This is a genomic window from Corynebacterium sp. HMSC073D01, assembly GCF_001815555.1.
GTDB lineage: Bacteria > Actinomycetota > Actinomycetes > Mycobacteriales > Mycobacteriaceae > Corynebacterium > Corynebacterium glucuronolyticum.
In genome coordinates this window covers 58,448-81,612 of sequence record NZ_KV821014.1, presented here as the reverse complement: position 1 = coordinate 81,612, position 23,165 = coordinate 58,448, and the positions used below count along the sequence as shown (strand labels likewise).

Below are 23,165 nucleotides of genomic sequence, written 5' to 3'. Positions count from 1 at the left end.
CACTATCGAGTTCTCACACAACATGCACACCCGTCAAAATGCTTCGAAGTTCGAAACAGTTTGAGAAGGCGCTTTATTTACTTTAGGTAACTTCGTTTGTTTTGTCAACAAGCCGTTTACCAAGCCGTTGCACTAGATCTTCTAGCTGAGCTAGTCGCTCTGTGCAACGGAGGATTAATATACACATTCTCCTAAATACGCACAAATACCGAGGTCAGAGCTACGGTTAAGGTGACCGCCTCTCTTTTTCGGACACGGTCACAGGTGCCGGACATATGGAATGTGCGCTGCTTTAGACAGTCACCCTGAGGTGATTAAGCAAGCCGTCGAGCACCGTGGCTTGGCCGTGCCTCCAAAAATGTGGGAGCTTCAAAGCCTCGCGCTTCTGCCGCTTCGGCAATCGACTGCGCCGTCGATTCCATATTTTCCTTTTTTACCAATGCAATGATTGAACCTCCGAAGCCACCGCCTGTCATTCGAGCACCCAGCGCGCCCGCAGAAAGTGCGGCATTAACGGCGCAATCCAGCTCCGGCGTCACTACTGCGTAGTCGTCTCGAAGGGAAGCATGGGATTCAGTCATAAGCTTGCCGAATTTGGAAAAGTCGCCGTCACGCAGGCAGCTGACAGCGTGTTGTGTACGTTGAGTTTCGCTGATGACGTGCCCAACCCGTCGCCGATAGAGATCGTGATCGCTGCACTCCGATGTTTTTGCAAGAAGCTCCAGTACTTGTTCCACTGTAAAGTCACGGAAAGTAGAGTCCTCCTTGCGCAGGACTGCGGTAACTTCATCGATGAGTCCGCGTCGCGAACCGTATTGGCCGTCGATAAGCCGGTGCGGAGCGTTGGTATCCGCCACCAGCACGGCTAGCCCGTGATCGGCGAAGTTGCAGGGGACATAGGTGAACTCGTCGTAGAGGAAATCTATCTCTAGCGCTTGGTTTTTCTTCCCATAGAAGCTCGTCCGCTGGTCAAGGCCGCCCGTTGAAGCACCAACAACATCGTTTTCCGCACGCATCGTGGCTTCCACCATTACCGGGTACATCGCCATCTTTCTAAACGATGAACCTTTAACGTCTACGGCAGCGAGCGCCGTCGAACACTCGAGTGCGGCTGACGAGGAAAGCCCCGAACCGACGGGAACGTCGGATACCACTGCGATATCCATCCCCGTCTTACAAACGAGAGCATTAGAGGAATTCAGCGCCCAAATGACTCCGACAACGTAGCCCGCCCAGGTAGCCGGATTCCCCTTGCCTACTTCCTCCAGGGACATCGACAAGCGCTGGGGTTCATCTTGCCCGGGCATGACAGTGATGATGTTTACCACGTGGTCATTGCGACCAGCAGCAGCGATTGCTGTGAGCTGTTCAAGGGCGAACGGAAGGCAAATACCCTCGGCGTAGTCGACGTGATCCCCGATGAGATTCACGCGCCCAGGAGCAGCCCACACACCTGTGGGTTCCTCATCATAGGTCGAGGTAAACAGCGTCTTTGCGTCGTTAACAAGCTGCTCTTCCGTACGGGTTGTCGCCCAGTGGGTGGTAGCCATTACCAAACCTTTCGTAGTGTCTCTGCGATGATTTCTGGAGTCGTATCGTTGATCCACACACCCATGGCCGATTCGCTCGACGCGAGGAATTTCATCCGGTGCGGCGAACGCATCAGCGAAAACAATTGCAGGTGCATGCGGAATTTGTCGCGGTCAGGATGCTGAACAGGCGCCTGATTCCAGGCCGCGATATAGGGGGTCTTTTCTACGCCGTCGAAGAAATTGTCTACGGCCGTGTACAGGCTCTTCAGTAGGCCTGTGAGCTCATCCTTCTCGGTGTCGTTAAGTTCGGTGAAATCAGCGACCTGCCGGCGGGGCATCACCATCACTTCCAGTGGCCATTTGGCTGCAGCTGGAACGAATGCAACAAAGGACTCTGTTTCTGTCACGATCCGCCGGCCGTCGGCTAGCTCGGAATTCAGCATATCTTCGAACAACGTAGGAGTGCGTTCGATTTGGCACATGATGTCCGAGATACGTGGTGGAAGAAACGGATAGGAGTAGATCTGTCCGTGAGGATGCTGGAGCGTAACACCGATCTCCTCGCCCCTATTTTCGAACGGGAAAACGGTTTGGACACCATCGATCGTGCTTAACGCTGCTGTACGGTGAGCCCACACCTCGATTATTGTGCGAATGCGATGCTCTGACAAGTCCTTGAACGAGACGCTCGGGTTTGGTGCGAAACATACGACCTCGCAGCGGGCTCGAGCTGGCCGACGTGGAACGAGTTCCCCTTCATCTGCGTAATCCGCATAATCTTCCGGAACATCCATGTGCAGGGAGAAAGAGGGAAAGCGGTTTTCGAACACGACCACGTCGTAGTCCTCTGCCGGGACTTCGGTCGGGAGTGCACCCTCCTTCGTCGGTGCGAGGGGGTTTTCGTTGGCAGGTGGAAGGAACGTACGATTCATCCGGTGCGCAGCAAAAACAACCCATCTCCCGGTAAGCGGATCCCTGCGCATTTCCGAGTCCGTGTGAGTCTCCGGCAGGCCCCGGTGGTCCTCGGTGTTCCTAGTTACTTCCCCCGATAGAGCCTTCGGTGAGTCATCAAAAAACAGTAACTCCCGCCCGTCGGAAAGCTGAGTCCTCGTGATCTTCAGGGGATGACTGCCGTTAACACTCATATTTCCGATGGTACGGCCCGCGTCCTCATTTCGCGCAGTACCCGTTGTGCTGTTAGTCACTGTTATCGCTGCCCTTTCCCGGCGTCTTGCCTGCAACCTGCTGGTTAAACTGCGCAAGCGCTTGCTCACGTTGAGCTTCCATCTCCTTGTGGTGCTCTTCTCGGATTCGCGCGGCTTCCGCATCGACCCGAATCGGACTGAGCTTCGCCCACAAGGCGAAAACCACTGCGGCAAGCACCAAGCACATTCCGGTGATGAGGTTATAGGAGGCATTTTTCGGATCCCCAGAGTCCGGATTAATACCAGGGTCTATGACAAAGTAGGCAAACAGGAGAAGGATGCCAAAGATGCCAAGGAGAAGCGCGATTATGTTACGGATATCGAAGGCGCCTGCTGTTTCCGGGGCGGTGCCCACGTCGTGCTGTGAGGGGTCGTCGGACCCCACGTGGTTAGAGGCGTTTCCTTCACGTTCAGGCGAAAATTGTGAGTTGTTCATTTCAAGTACCTACCTTTACGCGAACACTACGTTGAGAGCGATGACGAGAACTAGGCACGCTATTCCTAGCGGGACGGTTTGCTTGTACCAGGGAAGAGTGGCCTCGATCGGGTCCCGGAGAAACTCCTTCGGAGTAACTGAGGAAACAAGGCCAACCAGCTCGTGGTCTGCCTTCGGCTTAGTGAAGACTGTCACAACCACACTGACAGCGATGTCCACAGCGAAAGCCAGTGAGGCAGCGATAAAGGCTGTGCCCTGTCCGGGGAGATTGAAGAAAGAAGCCTCTGCTCCCGTAAAGGAGGAGATGTACCAGTAGATAACTGCCGCTGCGGTGCCACTGACGAGACCGGTCCAACCGGCGGCTGGTGTCATGCGTTTCCAAAACATGCCGAGGAGGAATGTCGCAAAGAGAGGGGCGTTGAAGAACCCGAACAGTGTCTGCAGGTAGTCCATGACATTCCCAAAATTGTTGGCAATCATGGCAGTGCCAATTGCGATTAATGTCGCAGCGATAGTCGCGATTCTGCCAACGCGGAGGTAATAGTCATCGTCGCGGTCTTTAACCACGTAGGTTTGCCAAATGTCGTAGCTCAGCACCGTGTTAAAGGCGGAAATGTTCGCGGCCATGCCTGCCATGAAGGCTGCAAGGAGTCCCGCGATCGCTACCCCAAGAAGTCCATTGGGCAGGAGATCACGCATGAGATAGAGGACGGCATCGTTTGGCTGCGCGGATCCCTCGCGGATCGGCGTGACAATAGATGCCGCCACCATGCCAGGTAGAACAACAATGAAGGGGATGAACATTTTGGGGAAGGCGCCTATGATTGGTGTCTTCCGCGCTGCTGACATTGAGTCGGCGGCCATGGACCGCTGGACCTCGACAAAGTTCGTGGTCCAGTATCCGAAGGAGAGCACAAATCCAAGGCCAAAAACAATGCCGACGACGGACCAGAAAGGCGAGTCAAAACCGGAGATGTCCATGCCAGGCCATGTGTGGAAGTGACTTTCGGAAGCAAGCTGTTCTTTCAGTCCGCTCCAGCCCCCGACGTGCTTCATTCCGATGACGGTGAGTGGCAGGAGTGCTGCAACGATGACAAAGAACTGAATGACCTCGTTGTAAATGGCGGCGCTGAGACCACCGAGGGTGATGTAGCTCAGCACAATCAGTGCCGCGACGAGGAGAGTAATCCACATGTCCCAGCCCAACAGGGAGTTAACTACTTTGGCTAGTAGGAGCAGATTAATACCGGCGATGAGCAGCTGTGCCAACGCGAAGGAGATCGCGTTAACGAGGTGCGCCGCAGGTCCGAACCGCTTGCGCATGAATTCTGGAACCGAACGCACGCGCGAGCCGTAGTAGAACGGCATCATGACGATGCCGAGGAATACCATGGCTGGCACCGCCCCGATCCAGAAGTAGTGCATCGTCTGGAAGCCGTATTCCACGCCGTTGGCAGACATACCGATGATTTCCACGGCACCCAAGTTCGCGGAGATGAACGCGAGGCCGGTTACCCAAGCCGGTAGTCCACGACCAGCCAGGAAAAAGTCAATAGAGGTTGAGACCTTGCGCCGCGCGGCGAGGCCAATTCCCAGTACGAAAACAAAGTAGATGGCTACGAGCGTGTAGTCCACCCAGGAGGCATCAAGTCGCAATACCGACGCTGCCTGTTCCATAGGATTTCCTTTCTTCATTGCCGTCCTATTCACATGCACGTTGCCCTAACTATGATCTGGGCTACACGAGTAGTTCAAGACGGCCACTGTTCCAAGCGCAGCAGCTGGTAGGAGAAGCTAAACCACCCTTGACAACCGCTGTCGCTCGGACAGAACCGACGGCGATTGCGGTGTGGCTTTCGCACCTTTGACGATCAACCGTCGGATACAAGCAGGTGATACCAGTGCACAGGGTGTCAAAAACGATGCTCTCAGCAAGACTTCGGCTTGCCCCGCACAGAGCGGATTGTCGATCTAGGAATCTGCCTCTGCCACTGCATCGACCTGCGTCAAATTACCTGCTAGTCACCGGTCAATGCACGAAACGTGATGGTGTAGGCGACAGACCGCCCTGGTGGTAACTCGACCAAACCGATTCCGGAGCGCAATGCGTCTGGCGGGGCGGACATGGGTTCCACGGCAAGAGCTCTCCCCCGACCGGGGAATCCCTGCCCATGATCGGGGTCAGCAGTAAAGATCTGGAACCAGGGAAGTGTTGGGCTTGCGGTCATCTCCACGCCCTTGCCACTACTGTGGACGAGACGGATTGTCCGGTCTGCGGTAGCTTTTCGCGCGTCGACGAACGCGTGGTCCAGCCACACCCCCTGCATTTGCTGACCCGAGTCAAAGGACAGACTCTCGGGCAGACGGGCTGTAGCGCTCGGCCAGTCTGTCTCCTCGCGGGGCAGGTCCTGCGTTCCGTTACTTGTGTCGGTGCATTCTGCAAGTGGTACCAGGCGCAGTGGCTCCAGGGGCAGGTTACGTTCGCTGTCGAGTGGCAAACAGTCGGTGACCGGCACAAAAGCTGTGCACTCATCGATGGGAGTCCCCCACGCGTTGAGATAGGTGTGCACGCCGAAGGCCACCGGAATTGTCTCCTCGGAGTCGTTAACCAGCCGGTATGTCGCGGCTAGGCCACTATCCTTGCGGAGTTTGAAACTGGCGGTAACAGTCATTGCCCACGGCCACCCTTTTGTCGGAGCGATGTGTCGACAAAGCTCGCCGGCGGCTGCAGCGCAACGGGATACATCGCCGGTGTCTGCGTTATCGTCCGCAATTCCGGATGCTTCTGTTTCTAGCTCAGCTGCACTTACTGCCTCTTCCCAGGGGCAAAATCCAACAAGTCCATGGATCGCGTTAGATCTCTCTGGCTCCGTGAGATCCAGCTGGTGGGTCTCTCCGCGAAAATCGAAGCGCCCGTCGCGGACTCGATTTGGCCACGGAGCAAGGACGATCCCGGCACAAAATGGGATGTTTCCCGATTCGTCGCCTGTGGCCTCTCCCCCGTCGCCGACGGTTGTCGTATCTGCTAAGGGATACGTATCTGTCAGGGGGTGCCCCTTGTAGGTCAGGCTTCTTAAAGAGGCTCCAACGTGATTGATCCGTGCCTCATAATCCCCCGCCGTGAGCACTAATTCTCTTCTGGCACAGCTGGAATTGGCAGCGGTGGAGTTCCCGCTGCAGCCTGTGGTCGACCCCATGTTCTCGGTATGGTCGTTCGTTCCAGCATCGGTTTTCAGGTCAGTCATATCCAACCTCCACATCGCATTCCCCGTGTGGCAGAAGACACCCCGCTTTCAGACGGGGAAGTCTCTCGCATCGCGATGCCGCCGCCTTCTGCACACTGCTTTGTGCTGACCCCGCCATCGCCTCCCGTATCTTCCGGGAGCTCCCTAGGGAAAATTGTTCAGTTTCATAGTAACGTTTGTGCAATTCCGGATAAAAAGCCTCCGGCGTTGCGTACCCCCGCGCTTATCCTCAACCAAACCGCGCGATGTTGACTGTTGTCGCAACATCCCATGCCCCTAACATGCCTTTCTCTCCAGCCGTTCCCAGGGAACCAAAGAATCGTCACCTTTGAGCTAGTTAACTCACTACCCCCAATTGTGATGTAACATGCATTTTTGCGGACACAACTAGATGCAACCGGGAGCAAACGGGGCTACAGCTCCCGCTGACACGGTTTCTAGGACACACCCGCCCCACGGAGGTCAACCTCTTAACTGAAGCTTTTTCACTGTAGCTCTCAAGCTGAGCAATTTAGCTGCAGCCCTCTAACTGCAGCTCCAAAGCTGCAGCCCTCTAACTGCAGCTCCAAAGCTACAACTCTCTAGATACAGCTCTTTAGCTCTCAAACTACCTACTTCCGCCTGCATCCCCTCACACCCGCACTATACGTGATTCGCGCACCCGAATCCGTAAACCGCATCCGCAAACCACATCTGCGAACCACAGCCACACCCCGCATCTCTCCCGTAACCACACCTCCCCATCCCCCATTTCCGGACGCAGAACACTCAAAGCCATACAGGGCTGCTCAAGGCTTTTTGAGACTTATCAAGACATAGGAAGAGGCCTGCCAGTGGCAACAGCCACTGGCAGACCTCGATCCCATCTTGATCCTGCGTATTTACTTAGTGCGCGTATCTGGCGCCACCGAAGTTCTTCTTGCCCTTGCGGAGTACAAGCCAGGAACCGTGGAGGAGATCGGATTCCTTTGGCTTCCATTCAGCATCCTCGATGCGCTTGTTATTGGCGTAGGCACCGCCCTCCTTAATCGCACGGCGAGCAGCACCCTTGGACTCAGCGAGACCCGCCGCTACGAGAAGATCCACGATGGTCGGTTCGTCGCCGGCGCTCACCTCCGCAACGGTCGTCTCGGCGAGCGCACCTGCCAGGGTCTTTTCGTCAAGGCTGTCGAGTTCAGCTTTACCAAACAACGCCTGCGTTGCGAGCTCCACGGCCTTAGTCGCCTCCTCGCCGTGGACGAGAGTGGTGAGTTCCTGAGCCAGGCGCTTCTGAGCCTCGCGCTTGAATGGCTGGTCAGCAACCTTTTGCTCGTACTCAGCGATTTCTTCCTGGGTGAGGAATGTAAACCACTTGAGGTAGTTGATGACGACCGAATCGCCGGCGTTGATGAAGTACTGGTACCAGGAGTACGGGCTGGTCAGTTCCGGATCGAGCCAGAGCTTTCCGCCACCGGTGGACTTACCAAATTTCTTACCCTCCGCATCGGTGACTAGCGGCACCGTAAGACCGTGAACCTTGCGGCCGTCCATACGACGGTTCAGGTCAACGCCAGAGACGATGTTGCCCCACTGATCGCCACCACCGATCTGCAGGCTGCAGTTATAGGCGCGGGCAAGATGAACGTAGTCATTGGCCTGCAGCAACATGTACGAGAACTCTGTGTAGCTCATGCCGTCGTTTTCCAAGCGACGCTTCACTGTATCGCGGTCGAGCATGACGTTGAGGGAGAAAGACTTTCCGATGTCGCGCAGGAACTCGATGACGTTCATCTTCGAGATCCAGTCAGCGTTGTTAAGAAGCTCACCTTTTTCGCCGTCGAGCTCCACAAACTTGCTGATTTGGCCCTGAATGCTGGCGAGGTTCTCTCGAACGGTTTCGTCCGACAGCATGGAGCGTTCGCCGACGTCGCGCGGGTCCCCGATCATGCCAGTGGCTCCGCCACCGAGAGCAAGAACGTGGTGACCGGCCTGCTGGAAACGGCGCAGCATAATAAGCGGCACGAGGTGCCCAGCGTGCAGCGACGAACCTGTTGGATCGAAACCGCAGTACAAGGTTATCGGTTGCTCGCACGCTTCTTTTAGCGCGTCGAGGTCTGTGGACTGGTTAATAAGTCCGCGCCAGGACAGTTCCTCAATAATGTTCATGGAAGTATGTTCTCCTTATCAGATCGACATTCTCGGGTGGATATCTTCTATTTCTCAGGTGGATATCCTCTTGCAAGAGCAAAGGAGTTACAGAAACAAAGGAGCGCCTTCACAGAGGGGAATTTCCCTCTTGCACTCTTGGTTCTCCTGTTTTATTAACTCTCCACGGTGCCATGTTCGCCACTCGCTGTTCCAGTGCTCCTTGCAGAGATCTCCGCGCCTGCGCCTTAGTTCGCGTCCGCAGCCGCAGTCCCTGATGCTGGGTACGGCTGCGCTTCCGATTCAAGCAGCACGGGGATGGAATCCTCGATGCGATAGGCGATCCCCAGCCGTTCGTTAACCAGCAGTTGCTCGTCCTCCAGATATCGAAGTGGACCTTTGTCTTTCGGGCACACCACTACATCCAATAGCTTGGGATCAATACTCATAAGCTGTGATTGTACATACTTCCCCCGCGCACGTTTGCTGTACCCTCTCGCCCCCGGCAGACCTCCGGAAAGTCAAGGTATAGTCCTTGATTTTAGCTTGTCGATGCCCCCGTTGTACCGCTACTCCCTCTTCACTGCCCTAGAGGATTATCCGTTCACAGCCATGTTTAGGCAGTACTTTAGGCTGTGCGCTGTTCAGCTGTGAGATCGCCACCGGGGTTTTGCCCGCAGGTGCCTGGGAGATCGTTTGCGGGGCGCGAACAGATGAGCCGCCATCGGACTGCACAGCGCCATTTTGCCCTTGGCATGAGTACTGCGCACCGATGGCGGCCAGCCATTTAATTCACCTGTGTTTCGGCTCCCGGAGTCACCGATACGCCGCCGGGAAACCCGTGGCCTTATCCAGATGCTGAAACTGCCTTTTAGTTATCGTTGCCGGGACTGTGGGATGCCCATTCTCTCAGTTCTGCTGTGATGGCTTCTACGCGCTGACGCTGCTCAGCCACTCGCTCTGGTGCCGTGCCGCCATAGCCTCGACGGGACTGTACCGCACCTTCCACAGTGAGTACCGAGCGAACCTCTGGGGTCAGACGGGGATCGGCTGATGCCAGCTCTTCGTCAGTGAGATCGATAAGGTCGACACCGTGCGCCTCAGCAAGGCGGACACACTCACCGGAAGCCTCATGCGCTTCACGGAAGGGCACCCCTTGCCGGACCATCCACTCAGCCAGGTCGGTAGCCAGCGTGTAGCCACGCGGGGCGAGCTCTCGCATTCGCTCCTCGTGGAAGGTCAACGTGGAAACGAGGCCCGTCATCGCCGGTAGCAAAAGATGCAGCTGGGACACAGAGTCAACGATCGGCTCCTTGTCTTCCTGCAAGTCACGGTTGTAAGCAAGCGGCTGCGCCTTGAGCGTGGCCATCAGTCCGGTGAGGTTCCCAATAAGGCGTCCAGTCTTGCCACGGGTCAATTCCGCAACATCGGGATTCTTCTTCTGCGGCATGATCGACGACCCTGTCGACCACGCATCGGACAGTGTGACGTATCCAAATTCAGGGGTAGACCACGCAATGATCTCTTCCGCGAGGCGTGACATGTCAACAGCGATCTGCGCCAGCACGAACGCCGTCTCCGAAGCAAAATCACGAGATGCGGTTCCGTCAATAGAGTTTTCCGCTGCTGCATCAAATCCCAAGTCTGCGGCGATTGCCTGTGGGTCGAGATCCAAAGTGGAACCAGCCAGCGCACCCGATCCATACGGCGACACAGCAAGACGCTTGTCTAGATCCGTAAGGCGCTGCACATCCCGGATAAGTGGCTGCGCGTGTGCCAGAAGCTGGTGCGCGAGAAGGACAGGCTGAGCCGCCTGGAAATGTGTCTTGCCAGGCATAATGGCCGTCTCGTGGGCTGAAGCCTGGCCCACGAGGGCGTCGACAAGCTCCAAAGCACCGAGCGAGACCTCCCGGACGGCATCACGGACCCACATCCTAAAGAGCGTTGCTACCTGGTCGTTACGGGAACGGCCGGCGCGAAGCCGCCCACCTACTTCGGGCCCCACTCGTTCGATGAGGCCACGCTCCATCGCACCGTGGACATCCTCATCTTGCGGATCCGGCTGGAATTTGCCCGAAGCCACATCCTCGCCGAGCCGGTTCAGCCCGTCGATCATGGTGGCAAAATCCTCGTCGGACAGGAGACCTGCCTTGTGAAGAACCTTTGCGTGGGCCTTCGATGCCCGCACGTCGTACGGTGCCAAAACCCAGTCGAAGTGAGTGGAAACGCTGAGCGCAAACATTGCTTCCGAGGGACCGCCGGAGAAGCGACCGCCCCACAGAGCACCCTTGTTAGTCTTGTGGCGATTATGCATAAGACAAACTGTAGCAGTGCAACGGACGGACAAGTTTTCCTGGGCGTAACGGTTTTCGTCGACTGGGCTGAACGATTCACCTACCGCCACATCTGCTGCGATCTAATCCTCAAAAGCCGGATATTCCCGTAGCTTTCTCTTCGCCCTCGGATTCTCCTCGTTATCGGCACCTTTGAGAACCTTATTATTATCATTACCTGCTGCTGCGGAAGACGATTCGATTTGCTGGGTGAGCGTGGGCGAGGCGAATTTACTTTCCAAACTTTTGGCGTTCGAACTTAATGTATCGAGACTGTGCCTGATGATCCCGTCCCTGATCCGCTCTACGGCCTGGTCAAGCGAATGAATCGACTTCACGACACTTTCCACCGCATCTGGGTGGAGCTTATTGGGCACATCGATGTAGTCTCCAACAACTTGCGGAAAGTAGACGTTCACTACATCATTCATAGTTAGCTGATGTTCGGGCTGGCCTTCGAGGTCATCCCAGTTTGCTAGCACGTATTTCGTGTTGCGCTGGAGATCCTTCGCCGTATCCATAACGCGGTCCGGCACCTCAGCTTTGTCTAGCTTCCGCATCGTCGTTGTTAGCGTCCGCTTGAGACCGGTTTGTAACGGAATAGCCTTCTTTTCAATAGCCGGTGGTTGCTTCTTTGGAGTGAGCATGACACCTGCACCCCAACCACAAATCGCCACAAGTGGCCACAGCACACCTAACCCCACAACGATGTGCACGATGATGACAAGAAAAGCGACTACTACGCCGACGAGGTTTTGACGAGAGCGAAAAAACGAAGAGTCGGCATCCGTTCCCGTCTGCTTCCTATGCGATGTTGATGTGCGTTTACTCACGAACTTCCCTCATTCCTTCTCTCACTCCTTCATCTGTCGTTGCGTCAAACACCTGTCCACCTGTTATTTCGGCGAGCGTATCCATCCACTCGGTATGAGCCGGATCAAGCAGGAAGATATAAGCGGGGTGTGGGCCTGACTCTTCTGGTAGAGAGTCAACGTTCGATTCGAAATTCTCGCATTCAGGGTCGTCCTCGTCAGTTCCTGTTGTAAATATGACGGCTGGCACTGCATTTCCCATCCCGTCGGCTCCCAAAAGACCTCTAATGAGTGTTTCGCAGGTTGAAATCTTCGGGCCAGTATTCAGCCCGTTGGCAAAGTCTTCCAATTCCCGATAGGAGTCAGGATCTTCTGGGTCGTACGCGACGTAGCTCGGTCCAGAAGACTGCGGTGTGAGACCGAAGAAGGAAATTTTATCCCCCGGCCTGAATGCATACTCACCGTAGGACGATTCAAACATCCCCTTGGACAGCTCTGCGAGAATTTCTTTCGTCCTTTCGAGTGGCTGGCCTTCCATTGAACTGGACGTATCGACAGCGATAAACATCTCATGTGCCGGGAACTGCTGGAAACTGGAGGGAATTCTCAGCCGATTCAAAATCCGGAGATCCTGTGGGAAGGGAATTTCGAAGACTGGTTCTTGGCCGTCACTTCCCTGGCCACGCACCGGGCGGAGATTTTTCTTAGCAAGCAGTTCCCTGTGGTCTAGGAGATACTGAGCTAGTGCTTCTACCTGGCTCTTCGAGCTTTTACGCGCGGGTTTCGCGAGAGCACTGAGAGGATAATCGGCCATGATCGACCCGTCTGCGGGAATGACGAGCCGTAGCGGAATGCCCTGGTCGATGGTGTTCAGAATTTCTGCCTCCGTACCGATCACCCCGTCCACGTGAAAATCCCCATCCGCCAGCCTATCGGGTGTCGCAATCCAGCCTCCTAAGGCTGGGGATTCCCGATCGACAAATTTTCCTAGCCGTGGAAGAACTGTACTTATATCATCTTGTGTCAGCGCCATCCCTGTCCCAGACAAGGACGATGCTACGGCAACGCGCGCAGCATCCCGTGCAAAGGACAACGATTCGAAATCGAGCGCGTACGTGAACGATTCGTTTGCTGCCGCGCCAGCAACGTCACTCCACGTCGGTGTAACACTGTCCCAGCCATTCTGCTTCGCCGTTTCATCCCATACCCCAATCGCGACGGGACTGAGAGCGACTGATGTGGCCGAAGAGAGCTTTTCTGAGGCCCCAGCGAGGTCTACATAGCGGTTTGTAGCGAATAATGTAGCATCGATTTTTCCATCGTAGAAGCCCTCGGACAGTCTATTCGTACATTGTGGGGTTGAGGAGCACCGCTCAATTTCGACGTCGAAGCCGAGCTCATCGCCAGCTATCTGCAACGCTAACGTGAGAGGGGCACTCTCTTTTGAAATGAGGATTTTCAGAGGTTTCTGCGATGCCTCGCCGCTTTCTTTCCCTCTGAATGCCTCGTCTAATCCGAATCCCTCGGGAACGGTGCAAGCAGAGCAAAGTAATAGGGAAAAGATGCTGGCTATAACCACCCACATCTTCCTCGCATCGCCCTTTTTGTTCCCAGCGCCCTTTTTGTTCATGCCCATTTTGTTTACGTGTGGTGCGGTCATGTCACTGCGCCCCTCCAGTGCCCGTGCCACCTGCGTACGCGTTGCTTACCTGAGTGATGAGCGCCTCTAGCTGGTCGTATGACGGCACAGGAACCGTGTCAACTATCGTCTCTGGAACAGTGAACCCCTTTTCTGCTGCCACCTGGGGAAGCGAGCCGGACTGAGTCGGGCGGAAACCGTGCCGCGCGGCTAGTTCTTGAAGTTTAGGATCCTCAGCAAGCAGATGAGCCAGCAACTTTCCTGATGGTGTCCGGCCAAGGATCGTGTGGGAAGCGACGACGGTCGGGCTCGGATACACTAACCGGTTTTGCTCGCCGAGACGAGAATGATCGGCCATGGCCTCCTCCAAGTACTGAGCTTCGTAGATCATAACCATGGGCGCAGCTCCGATCCCCTTACTCAGATAGTCCTGAAAGGGGCCCGCAGATGAAGACAAGGTGTATCCCTGCCCTGAAAAGAACGGACCGATGTCGTTCGCCAACATGTGTACATCGTTTGCGGCATCTGGGTTTCGTTCAGTGAATGCCCAGCTAAGCAGCGACAGATACATCGCGGCAGAGTTGGACTTACGAATATCCGTGGAGGAAATTTGCACAGTTCGGGAGGAAGGGATTTCCGGCCCGAGATCACGCCACCGTTTCCCCTCACTGGAAAGATCGATTTCGCCTGCACGTCCAGGATCGCCTGATCCCCTTCATAACGCACCACCCCGGCCCGCTCAAGCACATCAACTACAGGTGTAAATGTAGCGATCGCCATGGGGGAATAAAACGGTTCGATTTTCTCTGCGCCTGGCCACTTTGCAGCAATTTTATCTGCCGCTGGTGCAGATGATGGAAAAGCAAAGTCAATCGCCATGAGATCATCCCGCGTAGCGATCTCACGAGATCCTGCCGTCTCGACGCTGACTACTAACCCTAGCTCCTTCAACCGAGCTCTCACTTCTGGATCGTCAAAAAACGGTTGCTTCTCCGATCCGATGAGGCCGCTGACGAGAGTCAGTCTGTTGTGCTCCGATCCAACGTCGAGTCCCCCGAAATATCTATTCGAAAGCAAAAGAAATTCCGGAGATTTACCAATGAAAACCAGAATGATTGCGAGAACTAGTAAAAGTAGCCCACCTCGAATCCCAGACTTCTGCCCATTTTTCGGTTTTCCTTTAGCACTCATGTCCGCATTGTAAAACCGGTGCCCTTACTCCGCATCCGGAGGCGATCCAGATCACACTACCTCAGGGGTTGGTTCCGTTCCCCTTTAAGCGTGAAATTGTTCATTCGATCACTTGTTCTTGTCACCACTCGTCGATATCGGGGGCACGCGCCATACCGTCTGCCCACAGAGAGCTATGTCCTTGCTATGCCGGTGAAAAGATGTACGGGGAGCAGAGCAATAGCACCCACCCCCTTGCACCTAACACCCGTCACCCAGCGCCCCTCACCCAGCACCCCTCACCCGGCGCCCACTGCGGAACCGCTTAGGTTCGTAAATAATTCCCTTAGCTCAATACGGCATAAAAATGCCTGTGCAGGGAAATTCCCGGCACAGGCATACCGTAAATACCTATCAGTCGCCCCGCTTACCAGCTCATACAGCTGCACAGGCGATGCCACGAAAGTCACGCCCAACAAAACATCAACGGGATTTTCGTAACGGCGACTCCAACGGCTATTAATTCCGCTGACTATTAGAAGCCGTGGCCCTCGCGATCACGCTTAGAAGCAATCTGTGAGGACAGACCGTGGAGCTTCACAAAGCCCTTTGCGTGGGACTGATCAAAGGTGTCGCCGGTGTCGTAGGTAGCGAGATTAAAGTCGTACAGCGACTGGTTGGAGCGACGACCGTTGACCGTGATCTTGCCAGCGTGCAGAACCAGGCGAATGTCACCGGTGACGAAGGTCTGCGTGGACTGGATGAACGCGTCGAGGGAGCGCTTCAGAGGACCGTACCAGAGACCGTCGTAGACCTCCTCGGACCAGCGGGCGTCGATAAGCCTCTTGTAGCGAGCAAGCTCACGCTCGACGGTGACATCTTCGAGAGCCTTGTGCGCAGTGATAAGGATCATCGCGCCCGGTGCCTCGTACACCTCGCGGGACTTGATGCCCACGAGGCGATCCTCGACCATATCCAGACGACCAACGCCCTGGGCACCCCCACGACGATTAAGCTCTTCGATGATCTGCAGGACGCTCATCTTCTTGCCATCGATAGCTGTGGGCACGCCTCCCTCAAAGCTGAGAACGAGCTCATCCGGGGCGTTGCCCAGGCCCGGATCCTCGGTGTAGGCGTAGAGATCCTTGGTCGGCGGGTTCCACAGGTCCTCGAGGAAGCCGGTCTCAATCGCGCGTCCCCAGACATTCTGATCAATGGAGAACGGGGACTTCTTGGACTGCTCGATTGGCAGATCAATTTCCTCAGCGAAGGCGATCGCTTTGTCACGTGTCCATGCGTAGTCGCGGGCGGGGGCGATGACCTCCAGCTCCGGTGCGAGGTTAGCAAAGCTGACCTCAAAACGAACCTGGTCGTTACCCTTGCCAGTGCAGCCGTGGGAGACGTGCGTGCCACCGTGCTCCTTAGCAGCCTGAACCAAGTGCTTCACAATCAGAGGACGCGAAATAGCAGACAGGAGCGGGTACTCCCCCATGTACATACCGTTGGCCTGAATCGTTGGCACACAGTATTCCTCCGCGAACTCATCGCGGGCATCGACGACAATGGCCTCAACGGCACCACAGTCGAGAGCGCGCTGGCGCACCGTCTCAAGGTCTTCTCCGCCCTGACCAAGGTCGATGGTGACGGCAACGACCTCACCGCCGGTCTGCTTGGCCAGATAGGGGATGGCGACGGACGTATCAAGTCCGCCAGAGTACGCGAGTACAACGCGAGTGGTCATAAAAATCTTCTTTCTAACTGCGATTTGTTTTGGTCTATTCGGATGTCCACGATGGCAAAGCAACCGTCCACAGGGTGACTGTAGCAGCCGACCAATACGGTGCGTAGCTGTATCTCATTCAGGTGCGACTTCCGCATGATAAATTCCAGTTAAACACCAATTTGCACTGATCCCCGGCACACCTGTGCTCGTGTCTGATAGCTTCTGCTACCAACTACCACTATCACCTGGTGCACCTCTCATGGCCGGTTATTGAAACACGAGTTGTTTACGCCCGAACGAGGGGGTGCTGCTTCACAGCTCAAAAATACAACCGGAAAACAGCTTACTCGAGCCAACACGCATGACATGAAGGAGCCGATTGCTCACCTGTGCCACCGGTTTGCTTAGCGCTTGAGGAAGATGTCTCCCAAATCCGCACCTGATAGCGGTTCGCGAGCGAGCACAAAGATAGTGTCATCGCCGGCAATACAGCCAACTACCTCGTTAAGCCCCACCCTGTCAATAAAGCTAGCAAGGTATTGGGCTGCGCCCGGAGGGGTGCGAAGCATCGCAATGTTGCCCGAGTGGTCAACACTGACAAGCATCTCATCGAGCATACGTCGCAACTTTTCACGTGGACCATGTGGCGACCCGCTCAGGTCTGTCTCCATGGGGCCGACAGCATAAAACGCACGACCATTGTCGGGACGAATCTTCTTCGCCCCCAGCTCGTCGAGATCACGGGACAACGTAGCCTGCGTGATATCAATTCCGTCTTCCAGAAGCAGCTCAGAGAGCTGCACCTGGCTGGATACCCTGGATTTGCCCAGGATTTCCAGGATCCGCGCCTGGCGGGCGGTACGTGAAACAGGATTGGACATCGGCGGTCTTATTTATTCCTTTTCTTCTAAAGCCGTCCTTCCGGAGGCCTCGTAACGGTTTTAGGGCTAGCCCGATTGTAGTACAACCTGACTCGTTTTCATACATCGGATAGCATACTATCCAGAGTGTAACAGAATATGGGCGAGGTGCACGCATTTTTCCTTTCATATTCTCACTCCTTTCCACCGTTTCATTCACATTATCGGCAAACCGGTATGGGACTCGGTATGGGACCAGGTCCAGCTCCACATTCCGATGAGCCTCGTGCCGTGGTGGACGGCCTCACGAACCAGCGGCTCAGTACCCGTGCCCCTACCCTTTCAATGCCATACCTCCTCGGACAGGCGGAAGACAACAGAAACAGAAAGGTGGGGGCGTATCCTCGTAAAGTCTCCATCCAATCAAAAGCGGTGAAACCCACACTGTGGGTCCCACCGCTTATCGTGTTGAGCTGGGGAAGAGTCTTACTTCGCAGCTTCCTTTTCGGCCTTGAGAGATGGTCGGTTGGGGTTCATGGCCAACATACCGAGCGCCACAATTGAACCGCCGATAATGTTGCCGATTGTTACCGGCAACAAATTGTCCCAGAGAAAACCACCCATGGTGAGGTTAGATAGATCCAAGCCGTTCGTGGCCGCAATGACGTCTGGGTTACCTTGCGCCTTGAGAAGAAGACCGAACGGGATCATGAACATGTTCGCCACGGAGTGTTCAAAACCGGAGCCGACAAACAGAGCGATGGGCAATGTCACAGCCACAATTTTGTCGGTAAGGCTGCGACCGGCAAACGAAAGCCAGACGGCTAGGCACACCATGACGTTACAGAAGATGCCGAGCAGCAGGGCTTCGAACCAACCGTGGTTCACCTTGGCCGTCGCAGTAGAAACGATGACCGCGCCCCACGCACCGTCCGCCTGCTGTGCCGTGCCCGCACCGTACAGACCGAAAACAACGAGTAAGGCACCGACGAAATTGCCGCAATACACAACGAGCCAGTGAGTAAGCAGGCGGCTCGGGGAGAGTTTGTTCTCAACGGCGAGCAACGTGGTCATTGATGTGGAGGTGAAAAGATCTGCACCGGTAAGCACGACCATTCCGAGGCCACAGGAGAAGACGAATCCACCGAGTAACTTCTTAATTCCGAATGGAACATCCCCCATTCCCGTGTTCACGGTGGTGAAGAAGACGAAGCCAAGCGCAATCATGGCCCCGGCGAACATCGCGGAGATAAAGATCGTGCCAAGGCCTTTCGAAGCCTTTCCTTTTAGCCCCTTTTGGGCGACATCGATAATCCGTGGAGGTGCTACTGCAGATACGTAGTCTGACACCTGGTACTCACTTTCTTCCAATAAAGGCGTAGATAGTAAAACAATCACTGCGATGAACGGCCAGCACCACGGGGATGAGGAAACGAAAGTAAACGAACCAGAACTCTCCGATCTGAATACCCGAACTTCGCGTGGGTAACAGTGTATTAGGCCGACCCCATGCATTCTCTACTTGCACCCCCTCTGTGTGGTCCCGGTTCCCCGTTTCCCTCCTTCGCTCTTGTACCTCCTCTTTAGCTGTCGTCCTAGTTTTCCTGACACCAGGTCTCCGCCTAAACAAACCTGAATCTTTACTACCACGTGACCCGGCCAAAAAAGGACGGAGAAGGGCAGGAAAAAACGGGGCCACGGCAACAATGAGTTGCCGTGGCCTACAAATCTTGGACTGTACGAACGCTACTCGCCGCGCAAAACGGCTCCGTGGCGCTCAGCGGCGAGCTCGACGGCTGCGTGGCGAGCAGCCGAAGCCTCATCGTCGGTTAGCGTGCGGTCAGGGGCACGGAAGGTCACTGCGAAAGCCAAAGATTTCTTGTTCTCTCCCAAGGACTCCGAGCGGTAGACGTCGAAAAGCTCTACCTTCTCCGCAAGCTCACCGGCACCCTCCTGAACCGTAGCGCGGACGGCCTCGGCAGGCACGTCTTCGTCAACGACGAGGGCAACATCCTGGAGGTTCGTCGGGAAGGCAGACAAAACTGGTGCCGGAGCGGACGGCGCGAACGGCAACGCGGAGATATTCATCTCCATGGCGCACGTACGCTTAGGCAGGCCAAGGCGCTCGAGGATCTGCGGATGCAGCTCACCGGCATGGCCAACAACCTCACCATCGACCAGGATGGCAGCACAACGTCCCGGGTGCCACGGGAGGTAGTCGGCATTTTCCACGGTAATGTCCACGTCTGCTGCGCGGGCAACCAGGCGAGCAGATTCGATTGCATCTGCGAAGGTGTACGTACGTCCTTCGCCCCACGGCCCTTCGAACTCCTCGTTTCCGCACCCAACTGTGGCTGCATACAGAGGCTGGGAGGGCAAGGTCTCACGAAGGTGCGCGACTTCTTCATCACTCGGGCGGTGGGAGGTGTCCAACATCGGGGACTTTCCATCACCATGATTGATCGCCACCTGTTCGACACCAAACAGGGCGAGGTCGTGTGCCCCGCGAACAACATTGCGACGAACAGCGTCGAGCATGGAGGGAAGAAGGGTGGTGCCCAACACAGCACGATCGGATTCCAGCGGATTCTGCACTGTGACCACCTGACGGCGTTCATCGTCCTTGTCCAGGCCCCACGTATCAAACGTATCCGTGGCGATGAACGGGGTGGGGAGAATTTCCACGTAGCCGTTGTAGGCGAGCGTGTGCGTCACGTGCCTGCGACGCAGCTGCGACTGGCTGAGGCCGTCGCCGGCGGGAGCGACCGGGATAATGGACGGAATCTTATCCAACCCCTCCAGGCGGGTGACCTCCTCGACCAGGTCGCACTTTTCCTGCAAATCCCCGCGCCACGTCGGAGGAACGACGGTGAGCGTGTCGCCGTCGCGGGTGACGGTGGCCCCGATCTCCTCCAAGCGGCCGACGACAGCATCAGCACCATATTCCACGCCTGCAACGGAACTGGGGTAGGCGATATCCATGGTGATCGGAGCGGGCTCTGCTACCTCACCGTATAGGAATCGTTCGCCCGTCGCTTCGCCACCGGCGATCTTCACCAGGAGAGCGCAGGCGATGTCGAGCGCTACCTCAACGAGCTGAACATCCACGCCACGTTCGTAGCGACGGGACGCATCCGAGGAAATCTTCCGGCGCCTCGACGTGCGAGCGACGCGAACCGGCTCCCACACAGCAGCCTCGAAGAACACGTTCGTGGTCTTGTTGTCCTCGATCTCCGAGGTCGTGCCTCCCATGACGCCGGCGAGGGACTGCGGACCAGTCTCGTCGCAGATGACTACGTCCTCCTCGTGGAGCTTGTGGTTCGTGTGATCGATGGCTTGGAAGGTCTCGCCCTTCTGCGCATTCCGGATGGTGAGACCGCCAGAGATCTTATCGGCATCGAACGCGTGCATGGGTAGTCCGAGGAGCAGCATGACGTAGTTGGTCACATCCGTCGGAGCATTGATCGGACGGAGGCCAGAAAGCATGAGCTCCCGCTGCAGCCAGTAGGGGGACTCAGCCTCGGGGTCGATGCCTGTGACGTGGCGCAGTCCAAAGCGACGAGTCTGCGTCTTAGGGTCGATGGAAATATCGATCGGCGCATGTCCAGTTGCTGCCGGAATGGCCGGCAGATCAAGCCCTGCTACTTCTGGATCCTCGGCCGGATCAACAAAGTTCAGGTTGAAAGCGCTGGCGAGCTCTCGGGTCAGCCCGCGGGCTGATAGCGCGTAGCCGCGGTCTGGGGTGATGTTGACATCGAATACGGTCTCCTTGAGCCCCAGCTTCTCAGCAGCAGGCTCACCGGGGGTGCCGAAGTCGTCGGGAAGCGTGATGATGCCCTTGTTCTGCGCATCGGTGAGACCCAATTCGGCAGCGGAGCAGATCATGCCCTCTGAGACATGGTCGTAGGTCTTGCGGGCGGAAATCTTGAAGCCACCAGGCAGGACAGTGCCGGGGAGGGAGATGACGACGAGGTCGCCTTCCTTGAAGTTACGGGCACCACAGATGATGTTCTGTAGTTCACCGGTACCGTTGGCATCGCCCACATTGACCTTGCAATTGCGGATCGGCTTTTTGAAACCGGTGAGTTCTTCGATATTTTCCACACGGCCGAAAACGAGCGGGCCGGTCGTCTCCTCGATAGGTTCGTAGCCTTCGGTTTCAAAGCCGACGCGGACGTATCCCGAGTCGAGATCTTCACTGTTGACGGACCAATCGGCGTGATCGGGATTGCTGGCGCGGAGGAGACGAGTGACCCAACCTTGAGAAATAAGCATAATGTGTTGGCTTCTTTCGAACGTTAATTACTTATTTAAGTGTTTATTACGGATGATGTGCCCCACGACCCCATGCGATCAACCGCATGCGAGACGTGGTGCACGGTGCTTCTACGCCTCCTAGGCGCGAACACCAAACGGAGCAGTGAAACGGATGTCGCCTTCGACCATGTCGCGCATATCGCTCAGCCCGTTGCGGAACTGCAGGGTACGCTCCAAGCCCATGCCGAATGCGAAGCCGGAGTACACCTCGGGATCGATGCCTGCTGCGCGCAGCACATTCGGGTTGACCATGCCACAGCCACCCCACTCGATCCAGCCTGCTCCGCCCTTCTTGTTGGGGAACCATACATCCACTTCCGCCGACGGCTCGGTGAAGGGGAAGTAATTCGTGCGCATGCGCGTGGTTGTGCCCTCGCCAAACAGGCGCTTAGCCAAGTGGTCAAGGGTGCCCTTGAGGTGCGCCATGGTCAAGCCCTTATCCACGGCGAGCCCCTCCACCTGGTGGAACACGGGGGTATGCGTGGCATCAAGCTCATCCGTGCGGAACACACGGCCAGGGCACGCAATGTAGACCGGAAGATCGCGGGAAAGCAAGGTTCGCACCTGCACGGGCGAGGTGTGCGTACGCAGCACCTGCTTCGAGCCCTCGCTCCCAACATGGAACGTGTCCTGGAGCGTACGCGCAGGGTGGTCGGGAAGGAAGTTAAGAGCATCGAAGTTGAAGTACTCGGCCTCCACCTCGGGGCCTTCGGCGATCTCCCAGCCCATAGAGACGAAGATGTCTGCGACTTCCTCGCTGAGGGTGGTAATCGGGTGCATTGCACCCACCTGGCGTCGCGTGGACGCAACGGTGACATCTTCGCGCTCAGCGACGAGAACCTCAGCGTTTCGCTTCTCCTCGAGTTCCTTCTTAACCTGTGCGTAATGCTTCTCCACTGCGCCACGGGCCATATTCACGAGCCGGCCGGCATCCTTGCGCTGGTCTTTGGGAAGGGTACCGAGCGAGCGGCGCGCCTGCGGGATGGGGGCTGCGTCACCGAGATGATCATGGCGCGCAACGGAGAGCTCTTCGAGGTTTCCTGCCGCGTCGAAAGCAGCGATCGCCGCATCTCTGGCTTCGTTCATTCCCTGTTCGGTGATCTGCACTTCGCTCACTTTTCGCAATTCCTCTTTTACCGTATGTATATGTTCGTTTATGTCATTTCCTGGAACGGCTCCGCCGGATAAAGTCAACGGTGGTTCCGCCCACGGTCACCTCGACGTTCGTTCCGCCACATCTCCTGGGCTGGCGGTAAAAGATATCCGCGCTGCCCAGAAGTGTTTGTAAAGTATTAATGTAGTCGAGCCTCACGCGTTCTACCCACTCGGTCAGGCATTTCCCTCACTGCTTCGCCGATTCACGCACCGTAAAACAGCACAGTTTTCGCCAGAGTGCTCAGAGTTCTGTGGCCTGGGCTCCCCCGCGGGTGTGCCACCACGAATCCGCGTTGCACGCCGTTTTGTTTCCTACTGCGTCGCCGCTGTGCCCTAATTTTGCAGTTCAGGGGTGCCCGTGTAGGTGCCGTACTCATCAGGCTCACTGCTTCTCAGGTCTCCTCATCACGCTTTTCGACGTTTGGTTCCCCTGTACGCCACATGTCCTGTTACTTCCGAGAATTCAAAAGTGACAGGACACCGACAGGGCAGCAAAAGCGCGTAGAAGGGAGCTAGATGTCCTCCGACCCGCTGGTATCTGATTCACACCCGTCGAGCACGTTTCCATCCACCGAGAGGTCATCGCTTTCGGCCTCACGGTTGCCAGCGGAGAG

Annotated in this window: 17 protein-coding genes; all 17 read right to left on the bottom strand. The window is 56.2% G+C overall.

What is annotated here, in order from left to right:
- Positions 1-314: 314 nt before the first annotated feature.
- The 17 genes from galK to pheS all read right to left on the bottom strand — a co-directional run bounded on the left by galK (position 315) and on the right by pheS (position 22,482).
- On the bottom strand, positions 315-1,550 hold the full coding sequence (gene galK / locus HMPREF3044_RS01450; protein WP_005392431.1) for a galactokinase: 1,236 nt from the start codon (positions 1,548-1,550) through the stop codon (positions 315-317).
- Positions 1,550-2,677: a galactose-1-phosphate uridylyltransferase gene (gene galT / locus HMPREF3044_RS01445; RefSeq protein ID WP_005392430.1), complete on the bottom strand. Its 1,128-nt coding sequence runs from the start codon at positions 2,675-2,677 to the stop codon at positions 1,550-1,552. Before galT ends, galK begins: the two co-directional genes overlap by 1 nt.
- Positions 2,678-2,729: 52 nt before the next feature.
- The gene (locus HMPREF3044_RS01440) at positions 2,730-3,173 is read right to left on the bottom strand and encodes an ATP synthase subunit B family protein (RefSeq protein ID WP_005392429.1); all 444 of its coding nucleotides are present in this window, start codon (positions 3,171-3,173) and stop codon (positions 2,730-2,732) included.
- Positions 3,174-3,188: 15 nt separating this feature from the next.
- The gene (locus tag HMPREF3044_RS01435; protein WP_034989647.1) at positions 3,189-4,850 is read right to left on the bottom strand and encodes a sodium:solute symporter family protein; all 1,662 of its coding nucleotides are present in this window, start codon (positions 4,848-4,850) and stop codon (positions 3,189-3,191) included.
- Positions 4,851-5,191: 341 nt separating this feature from the next.
- Positions 5,192-6,418, bottom strand: coding sequence for an aldose epimerase family protein (locus HMPREF3044_RS01430; RefSeq protein ID WP_232621848.1), 1,227 nt, complete (start codon positions 6,416-6,418; stop codon positions 5,192-5,194).
- Positions 6,419-7,303: 885 nt separating this feature from the next.
- Positions 7,304-8,563 carry a tyrosine--tRNA ligase gene (tyrS, locus tag HMPREF3044_RS01425; RefSeq protein WP_005396226.1) on the bottom strand — a complete coding sequence of 420 codons (1,260 nt, stop codon included), beginning with the start codon at positions 8,561-8,563 and terminating at the stop codon, positions 7,304-7,306.
- Positions 8,564-8,790: 227 nt separating this feature from the next.
- Positions 8,791-8,991 carry a Trm112 family protein gene (locus tag HMPREF3044_RS01420; protein WP_005392425.1) on the bottom strand — a complete coding sequence of 67 codons (201 nt, stop codon included), beginning with the start codon at positions 8,989-8,991 and terminating at the stop codon, positions 8,791-8,793.
- A gap of 422 nt (positions 8,992-9,413) precedes the next feature.
- Positions 9,414-10,856, bottom strand: coding sequence for an argininosuccinate lyase (gene argH, locus HMPREF3044_RS01415; protein WP_005396225.1), 1,443 nt, complete (start codon positions 10,854-10,856; stop codon positions 9,414-9,416).
- Positions 10,857-10,958: 102 nt separating this feature from the next.
- Entirely contained in the window at positions 10,959-11,708 is a 750-nt protein-coding gene (locus HMPREF3044_RS01410) for a hypothetical protein (protein WP_070738988.1), read from the bottom strand.
- Complete coding sequence (locus HMPREF3044_RS01405; protein WP_246820820.1) at positions 11,701-13,347, bottom strand: vWA domain-containing protein; 1,647 nt, start codon at positions 13,345-13,347, stop codon at positions 11,701-11,703. The genes HMPREF3044_RS01410 and HMPREF3044_RS01405 overlap by 8 nt, the downstream gene beginning before the upstream one ends.
- A 1-nt stretch (position 13,348) precedes the next feature.
- Positions 13,349-13,723 carry a hypothetical protein gene (locus tag HMPREF3044_RS13290; RefSeq protein ID WP_246820818.1) on the bottom strand — a complete coding sequence of 125 codons (375 nt, stop codon included), beginning with the start codon at positions 13,721-13,723 and terminating at the stop codon, positions 13,349-13,351.
- Positions 13,724-13,746: 23 nt separating this feature from the next.
- A complete protein-coding gene (locus tag HMPREF3044_RS01400; protein WP_246820816.1) occupies positions 13,747-14,517 on the bottom strand; it encodes a hypothetical protein in 771 nt (256 codons plus the stop codon).
- 514 nt (positions 14,518-15,031) lie between these two features.
- Positions 15,032-16,237 (bottom strand): argininosuccinate synthase, encoded by a 1,206-nt coding sequence (locus HMPREF3044_RS01395; protein WP_070738987.1) that lies wholly within the window; start codon positions 16,235-16,237, stop codon positions 15,032-15,034.
- A 386-nt stretch (positions 16,238-16,623) separates the two neighbouring features.
- Positions 16,624-17,100 carry an arginine repressor gene (locus HMPREF3044_RS01390; RefSeq protein ID WP_005392417.1) on the bottom strand — a complete coding sequence of 159 codons (477 nt, stop codon included), beginning with the start codon at positions 17,098-17,100 and terminating at the stop codon, positions 16,624-16,626.
- A 465-nt stretch (positions 17,101-17,565) separates the two neighbouring features.
- Positions 17,566-18,429, bottom strand: coding sequence for a formate/nitrite transporter family protein (locus HMPREF3044_RS01385; protein WP_246820814.1), 864 nt, complete (start codon positions 18,427-18,429; stop codon positions 17,566-17,568).
- Positions 18,430-18,825: 396 nt separating this feature from the next.
- Positions 18,826-21,354 carry a phenylalanine--tRNA ligase subunit beta gene (gene pheT / locus HMPREF3044_RS01380; RefSeq protein ID WP_070738985.1) on the bottom strand — a complete coding sequence of 843 codons (2,529 nt, stop codon included), beginning with the start codon at positions 21,352-21,354 and terminating at the stop codon, positions 18,826-18,828.
- Between the two features lie 120 nt (positions 21,355-21,474).
- Positions 21,475-22,482 (bottom strand): phenylalanine--tRNA ligase subunit alpha, encoded by a 1,008-nt coding sequence (pheS, locus tag HMPREF3044_RS01375; RefSeq protein ID WP_210400511.1) that lies wholly within the window; start codon positions 22,480-22,482, stop codon positions 21,475-21,477.
- Between the last annotated feature and the right edge of the window lie 683 nt (positions 22,483-23,165).